Below are 7,116 nucleotides of genomic sequence, written 5' to 3' on the forward strand. Positions count from 1 at the left end.
CCTCCCCGACGGCGTCCAGCTGGGACGACGCGAAGGACCTGGCTCCCGGTTCAGCGTGACCGGCCGCTACGACACCGCCGACCAGCTGCTCGTCCGGAACCGCGTGCACAACGCCCAGCCCGGCTTCGAGGTCCTCACGCCCCTGGTCACCGCCGACGGCCGGGCCTTCATCGTCGACCGTGGCTGGGTCCCCACCGGCAACGCGCAGGACGCCCCCGACCACGTCCCCGCTCCGCCGTCCGGCGAGGTGACCGCGATCGTCCGCCTGCAGCAGAGCGAGCCGCGCATCCCCGGCCGCACCGATCCGGCGCACACCGACCAGGTGCAGTCGGTGACGCTGTCGGACGTCGACAAGAAGGTCGACACGCCGATCTACACGGGCGCGTACGGGCAGCTCGCCTCCGAGTCCCCCGCCCCGACCCAGGCGCGCCCGCTCGGCTGGGAGCGTCCGACCGCCGACACCGGCCTGCACCTCAGCTACTTCATCCAGTGGTTCATGTTCGCCGCGGGAGGGTTCGGGTTCCTCGCCTACCTGATGGTGCAGGAGTTCCGGAACCTCAACCAGGACGACCCCGAGGAACGCGAGCGCGCCCTCGAGCGGCAGCGCCGCAAGGACGCGAGGCCGAAGTCGGACGCCCAGATCGAGGACGAGCTGCTCAACGCCGGCCGCTGACGCTCCGGCGGGCGGTGCGCGTTGCGCGCCGCGTCTCCGCTGCTCGCCGGGGCCGCGTCGTCGCACCGTGCGAGCTCCGTCACCCGGTGCGAGCTTGCCCGCACCGTGCCGCGCTGAAAGCGCGCACCCAGCGGTCGACGCCGCACCAGACGGCGAGTCCCGCACCGTGCGAGGACTGCCGCAGCGCGCAGGCAGCGCCACATCCGGCGGACGGGAGGCGCGGTGCCCGCCCGCCCCGCGCCTCCCGACCGCACCGTGCGCGCTCCGGCACCCCGTGCGAGCTTGCCCGCACCGTGCCGCGCTGGAAGCGCGCGCCCAGCGGCCACCGCCGCACCACACGGCGGAACCCGCACCGCGACGACGGCTGCAGCGCAAGAAGCGCCGCATCCAGCGGCCCGGAGGCGCGATGCCAGCCCGCCCCGCGCCTCCAGACCGCACCGTGCGCGCTCCGTCACCCCGTGCGAGCTTCCGCGCTCCGTGCCGCGCTGAAAGCGCGCACCCACCGATCAGCGTCGCACCAGACGGCGAATCCCGCACCGTGCGCCGACTGCCGCAGCGCGCTTGGAACGCCGCACTCTGCGGACGGGAGGCGCGGTGCCAGCCCGCCCCGCGCCTCCAGGCCGCACCGTGCGCGCCCCGTCACCTCGTGCGAGCTTCCGCGCTCCGTGCCGCGCTACAACCTCGCACCCAGCGGTCGACGGCGCGTCCCGCACCGTTCCATGACGGCTGCCTCGCGCAGGGAGCCTCCCATCCGGCGGCCTGGAGGCGCGGCGCCAGCCCGCCCCGCGCCTCCAGACCGCACCGTGCGCGCTCCGTCACCCCGTGCGAGCTTGCCCGCACCGTGCCGCGCTACGACCTCGCACCGAGCGGTCTACGCCGCACCAGGTGGCAAACGCCGCACCGTGCTCGCGGGAGCGCCCACCCGCGCCCGCACCGCGCGCGCCCGCTACGCGAGCTCGATGAGCTCCGCGTAGTCCTTGTTCCAGTGGTCCTCGGTGCCGTCCGGCAGCAGCAGGACGCGCTCCGGGTTGAGCGCCTCGACCGCGCCGGCGTCGTGCGACACGAGCACCACGGCACCCTCGTAGCCGGCGAGGGCGCCGAGGATCTCCTCGCGGGATGCCGGGTCGAGGTTGTTCGTCGGCTCGTCGAGCAGCAGCACGTTCGCGCCTGAGACGACGATCATCGCGAGCGACAACCGTGTCTTCTCGCCGCCGGAGAGGACGCCGGCCTTCTTGTAGCCGTCGTCGCCGGTGAACAGGAACGAGCCGAGCACCCGCCGCGCCTCGGTCTCGTTGAGGTCGTTCGACGCCGACACCATGTTCTCGATGACGGTGCGGTTGACGTCGATGTTCTCGTGTTCCTGGGCGTAGTAGCCGATCCGGAGACCGTGCCCGGGGAGGATCTCGCCGGTGTCGGGCTGGTCGGCACCCGCGAGGATCCGCAGCAGCGTCGTCTTGCCGGCACCGTTGAAGCCGAGGATGACGACGCGCGAGCCCCGGTCGATGGCGAGGTCGACGCCCGCGAAGATCTCGAGCGAGCCGTAGGACTTCGACAGCCCCTCGGCCATCAGCGGGGTGCGGCCGCACGGAGTCGGCGTGGGGAACCGCAGCTTCGCGACGCGGTCGACGGCGCGCTCGTCCTCGAGTCCGGCGAGGAGCTTCTCGGCACGCGCGACCATCTGGTGCGCCGCGGCGGCCTTCGTGGCCTTCGCGCCGAAGCGGGCGGCCTGGTCCTTGAGGGTCGCGGCCTTCTTCTCGGCGTTAGCGCGCTCCTTGCGGCGGCGTTCCTCGTCGGCGGCACGCTGGCGCTGGTACAGCTTCCACCCCATGTTGTAGACGTCGATCGACTGGCGGTTGGCATCGAGGTAGAAGACGCGGTTGACGACCTCGTCGACGAGCTCGACGTCGTGGGAGATGACGATGACGCCGCCGGGGTAGGTCTTCAGGTGCTCGCGCAGCCAGATGATCGAGTCGGCGTCGAGGTGGTTCGTCGGCTCGTCGAGGATCATCGTCTCGGCGTCCGAGAACAGGATCCGGGCCAACTCGATGCGGCGACGCTGACCGCCCGACAGCGTCTTGAGCTGCTGGTCGAGGATGCGGTCCGGCAGCTTCAGGTTCGAGGCGATGGACGCCGCCTCGGCCTCGGCCGCGTAGCCACCGAGCGCGTTGAACTGGTCGTCGAGCCGGCTGTACCGACGCATCGCCTTCTCGGCGACGGCGGTGTCCGTGCTGGCCATGTCGAGCGTGGCCTGGCGGATGCCCTCGACGAGCTCGCCGAGCCCGCGGGCGTCGAGGATGCGCTTGCGGGCGGTGTCCTCCGGGTTACCGGAGCGGGGGTCCTGCGGCAGGTAGCCGATCTCGCCGGACCGGTCGATCTTGCCCCCGGTGGGCTGGGTCTCACCCGCCAGGGCCTTGGTCATGGTGGTCTTCCCCGCGCCGTTCCGGCCGACGAGGCCGATCTTGTCCCCCTTCTCGACGCGGAAGGACACGTTCTCCATCAGGAGGCGAGCCCCGACGCGGATCTCGAGGTCGTGCACGGCAAGCACAGCAGACGTCCAATCAGTTGGTGGATGTGCACAACGGTGTGTGCGGGAGGTGCACCGCTACGCTGACGGGACCGATGGTCCCGAACGGGACCAGCAGTCCATTCTAGGAGAATCCATGACGAACGCCACCGGGTTCGCTCGCCGCGCAGTCCTCGCCGACCGTCTGCGCACCCACGGCCTGGCCACCGATGTCGCCCTGATCGCCGGAGGCGCCCTGTTCACCGCCGGCATGGCGCAGCTCCAGGTGCCCATGTGGCCGGTGCCGATCACGGGCCAGACCCTGGCCGTCGTGCTCGTCGGGGCGACCCTCGGCGCGCGCCGCGGCTTCCTCTCGCTGCTGCTGTACGCGGTGGCGGGACTCGCCGGCGCACCGATCTTCGCCGAGCACACGGGCGGTCTCGCGGCCCTCGCGACGCCGAGCTTCGGCTACGTCATCGGCTTCGTCATCGCCGCGGCCGTCGTCGGACGCCTCGCCGAGCACCAGTGGGACCGCAAGGTCGGCCGTGCAGCGGTCGCCTTCACCCTCGCGAGCACGATCCCCTTCGTGACGGGCCTGCCCTGGCTCGCGGTCGTCCTGGGTCAGCTCGGCGCGCCGAACGACCTGCAGTCGGTGCTCGCCGCCGGCCTGTACCCGTTCATCGTCGGCGGCATCGCCAAGGCCCTCATCGCCGCCGGCGTCCTGCCGCTGGCGTGGAAGCTGGTCGGCCGCCGCTGAATCCGCTGCTCGAAGGGCCCCGCACCGTCCGGTGTGGGGCCCTTCGACGTCCGCGGGGTGCGTGCGAGCGGGCAGGACACGCCGTCGGCCGCCCGCGCGGACCGGCAGACCACGCCGTCCGCCGCCCGCCGAGCGGGCAGGACACGCCGCGCGTCGCCCGCCGAGCGGGCGGAACCGGCCGCTTCACTACGCCGAGCGTGACGTACTTCGCCCGCTCGGGGCGCGCCCGGGACCCGGCCACAGACGGACGGGAGGCGCGGTNCCAGCNGGCACNCGCGCCTCCCGTCTGTCAGGGGGTCGCGACTAGATCGAGAACCCGAGCGCGCGCATCATCTCGCGCCCGTCGTCGGTGATCCGCTCCGGACCCCACGGCGGCATCCAGACCCAGTTGATCCGGAACGCGTCGACGATGCCGTCCAGCGCGTTCGCCGTGTCGCCCTCGATGACGTCCGTCAGCGGGCAGCCCGCACTCGTCAGCGTCATGCTGATGACGAGCGCGGTCGCCTCGTCGTCCCAGGCGAGGTCGTAGATGAGTCCGAGGTCGACGATGTTCACGCCGAGCTCCGGGTCCTGGACCTCCTTCAGGCCCTCGACGACCTCGTCGAACTTCTCCGGTGCGAGTGCGGTGATCATCAGGCCTGCGCCTCGGCGGCCGCGGCCTGCACGTAGCGGTCGTAGCCCTCGTTCTCGAGGCGCTCGGCGAGCTCCGGGCCCCCTGCTTCGCGACCCTTGCCCGCGACGAACACGTGCACGAAGTCCGGCTTGATGTAGCGGAAGATGCGCGTGTAGTGCGTGATGAGGAGCACACCGAGGCCGGTCGCGGCCTTGGCGCGGTTGACGCCCTCGGACACGATCTTCAGCGCGTCGACGTCGAGCCCGGAGTCGGTCTCGTCGAGGACGGCGAACTTCGGCTTGAGGAGCTCGAGCTGCATGATCTCGTGGCGCTTCTTCTCGCCACCGGAGAAGCCCTCGTTGACGTTGCGCTCGGCGAAGGCCGAGTCCATCTTGAGGTCGGCCATCGACTGGCGGAGGTCCTTGACCCAGCTGCGGAGCGCGGGGGCCTCGCCGTCGATCGCGGTCTTCGCGGTGCGGAGGAAGTTCGACACCGTGACGCCCGGGATCTCGACCGGGTACTGCATCGCGAGGAACATGCCGGCGCGGGCACGCTCGTCGACGCTCATCGCGAGGACGTCCTCGCCGTCGAGCGTGATGGAGCCGCCGACGACGTTGTACCGCGGGTGGCCGGCGATCGTGTAGGCGAGGGTGGACTTGCCGGAGCCGTTCGGCCCCATGATCGCGTGGATCTCGCCCTCGTTGATGGTGAGGTCGACGCCCTTCAGGATCTCCTTGGTGCCCTGATCGGTGTCGATCGAGACCTGGAGGTCACGGATTTCGAGAGTGGACATTGCGTTCCTTCGGTTGCAGCTGGTGCGCGGCGTCAGCCGCGGGACGTGTGTGGGGCCGGGGTCGGCCGGGACGGGAGGGGCTCAGTCGACCGGGACGGGAGGGGCTCAGTCGACCGGGACGGGGTCGTGCACGTCGACGTAGACGTCGCCGTCGCGGACCTCGACCCGGAAGACCGGGACGGGCTCGTAGGCGGGGAAGTTCTGCGGCTTGCCGGTGGCCAGCGAGAACCGGGACCCGTGGGCCCAGCACTCGAGCGTGTCGCCCTCGACGAACCCCTCGGCCAGGGAGATGTCCCCGTGCGTGCAGGTGTCGCCGATCGCGTGCACGGTGCCGGCGGAGTCCTTCACGATGGCGACCGCGGTGCCGTCGACCACGGCACGCATCGGGCTGTCCACCTGGATGTCCGCCTCGGAGCAGACCTTCGTCGACATCAGGCGGACGCCTCCGGTGCCGCGTCGGCGATGACCGAGCGGCCCTCGGCGAGCTCCTGCTCGACGGCGGCGATGAGGCGTTCCTCGAGCTCGGGCGCGCCGATCTTCTGGATGACCTCGACGAGGAAGCCGAGCACGACGAGACGACGCGCCTCTTCCTCGGGGATCCCGCGGGACTGCAGGTAGAACAGCTGCTCGTCGTCGAAGCGGCCGGTCGCACTCGCGTGGCCGGCACCCTCGATGTTGCCCGTCTCGATCTCGAGGTTCGGGATGCTGTCCGCGCGCGTGCCGTCGGTGAGGACGAGGTTGCGGTTCTGCTCGTACGAGTCCGTGCCGTCACCGGCACGGCCGATGAGCACGTCGCCGATCCACACCGTGTGGGCGCCCTGGCCCTGCAGCGCGCCCTTGTAGTTGACCCGACCGCGCGTGTTCGGCGCGTCGTGGTTCACGTAGACCTGCTGCTCGATGTACTGGCCGGCGTCGGCGAAGTACACGCCGTACATCTCGGTGTCGGCGCCCTGCGCCCCGAGGTGCGTCGACGGGTTCACGCGGACGACCGCGCCGCCGAGCGACACCACGACGTGCTTGAGGAAGGCGTCACGGCCGACCTCGGCGAAGTGGGTCGACACGTGCACGGCGTCGTCGTCCCAGTCCTGCAGGGTGACGACGGTCAGGCGCGCGCCGTCGCGGGCGACGATCTCGACGTTCTCGCTGAGGAGTGCCGAACCGCGGTTGTCGAGCACGACGATGCCCTGCGCGTGCGCCTCGGCCGTGATGACCGTGTGCGCCGCGCGGGGCTGCGTGCCGAAGTCCGAACGGGTGATCGTGATGAACTCGTGCGCCTCGGTCGCCGTGACCGTGACGGCGAGCACGGCGTCACGCGCGGTCCATGCTGCGGCCGCGGCGCGGTCCTCGGGCAGGCCGGCCGTGCCGACACGCGGGTCGTCGCTGCGGACCCACTCGACGTCGGCACCGTCGGACTGGCGGGCGAGGAACGGGTACGCGGAGCCGTCGAGCCCGCCGTCGAGCAGCGGCTGGAGCTTCGCGAGGGGTGCGAACTTCCAGTTCACCTCACGCCCGGTGACGGTCGGGAACGCGTCGATGTCGCCGGACTGCGGGCGCTCCGAACGGGTCTGGACGGGGACCTTGGCGTCCGGGGCGTCCCAGCCGCCGTCGGTGTGCGCGCCGGCGCCGTGCTGGGCAGGTGCCTGGGCGGCCGCGGACGGCTCGATCGGCTGGTCGATGTGGGGAGGGGTGGTGCTGGACATCTAGCCGACGGATCCTTTCATGCTCATCTCGATGAGCTTGTTGAGTTCGAGTGCGTACTCCATCGGGAGCTCGCGGG

The 7,116-nt window shown here is 71.4% G+C and carries 7 protein-coding genes; 2 read left to right on the top strand and 5 right to left on the bottom strand.

Annotation, left to right across the window (positions count from 1 at the left end; all coding sequences use genetic code 11):
- The coding region (locus tag I5E_RS05005) for an SURF1 family protein (protein ID WP_022906022.1) at window positions 1-673 on the top strand (673 nt) is incomplete at its 5' end.
- Between the two features lie 946 nt (window positions 674-1,619).
- Here the strand turns inward: I5E_RS05005 and I5E_RS05010 are convergent.
- Window positions 1,620-3,218, bottom strand: coding sequence for an ABC-F family ATP-binding cassette domain-containing protein (locus tag I5E_RS05010; protein WP_031261586.1), 1,599 nt, complete (start codon window positions 3,216-3,218; stop codon window positions 1,620-1,622).
- Between the two features lie 115 nt (window positions 3,219-3,333).
- Between I5E_RS05010 and I5E_RS05015 the strand changes: the two genes are divergently transcribed.
- A complete protein-coding gene (locus I5E_RS05015; RefSeq protein WP_022906024.1) occupies window positions 3,334-3,933 on the top strand; it encodes a biotin transporter BioY in 600 nt (199 codons plus the stop codon).
- A gap of 303 nt (window positions 3,934-4,236) precedes the next feature.
- Here the strand turns inward: I5E_RS05015 and I5E_RS05020 are convergent, their stop codons facing one another.
- The 4 genes from I5E_RS05020 to sufD all read right to left on the bottom strand — a co-directional run bounded on the left by I5E_RS05020 (window position 4,237) and on the right by sufD (window position 7,039).
- Window positions 4,237-4,566 (bottom strand): metal-sulfur cluster assembly factor, encoded by a 330-nt coding sequence (locus I5E_RS05020; RefSeq protein WP_022906025.1) that lies wholly within the window; start codon window positions 4,564-4,566, stop codon window positions 4,237-4,239.
- Window positions 4,566-5,339: a Fe-S cluster assembly ATPase SufC gene (gene sufC, locus I5E_RS05025; RefSeq protein ID WP_022906026.1), complete on the bottom strand. Its 774-nt coding sequence runs from the start codon at window positions 5,337-5,339 to the stop codon at window positions 4,566-4,568. The genes I5E_RS05020 and sufC overlap by 1 nt, the downstream gene beginning before the upstream one ends.
- Before the next feature lie 105 nt (window positions 5,340-5,444).
- Window positions 5,445-5,771, bottom strand: coding sequence for a non-heme iron oxygenase ferredoxin subunit (locus tag I5E_RS05030; protein WP_022906027.1), 327 nt, complete (start codon window positions 5,769-5,771; stop codon window positions 5,445-5,447).
- Entirely contained in the window at window positions 5,771-7,039 is a 1,269-nt protein-coding gene (gene sufD / locus I5E_RS05035; RefSeq protein ID WP_022906028.1) for a Fe-S cluster assembly protein SufD, read from the bottom strand. Before sufD ends, I5E_RS05030 begins: the two co-directional genes overlap by 1 nt.
- Window positions 7,040-7,116 lie beyond the last annotated feature (77 nt).

The organism is Curtobacterium sp. B18 (assembly GCF_000333375.1).
Lineage (GTDB): Bacteria > Actinomycetota > Actinomycetes > Actinomycetales > Microbacteriaceae > Curtobacterium.

Coding starts and splice junctions, on each gene's coding strand:
- I5E_RS05020 (WP_022906025.1), bottom strand. CDS start 4,566: ATGATCACCGCACTCGCACCGGAGAAGTTCGACGAGGTCGTCGAGGGC.
- sufD (WP_022906028.1), bottom strand. CDS start 7,039: ATGTCCAGCACCACCCCTCCCCACATCGACCAGCCGATCGAGCCGTCC.
- sufC (WP_022906026.1), bottom strand. CDS start 5,339: ATGTCCACTCTCGAAATCCGTGACCTCCAGGTCTCGATCGACACCGAT.
- I5E_RS05015 (WP_022906024.1), top strand. CDS start 3,334: ATGACGAACGCCACCGGGTTCGCTCGCCGCGCAGTCCTCGCCGACCGT.
- I5E_RS05030 (WP_022906027.1), bottom strand. CDS start 5,771: ATGTCGACGAAGGTCTGCTCCGAGGCGGACATCCAGGTGGACAGCCCG.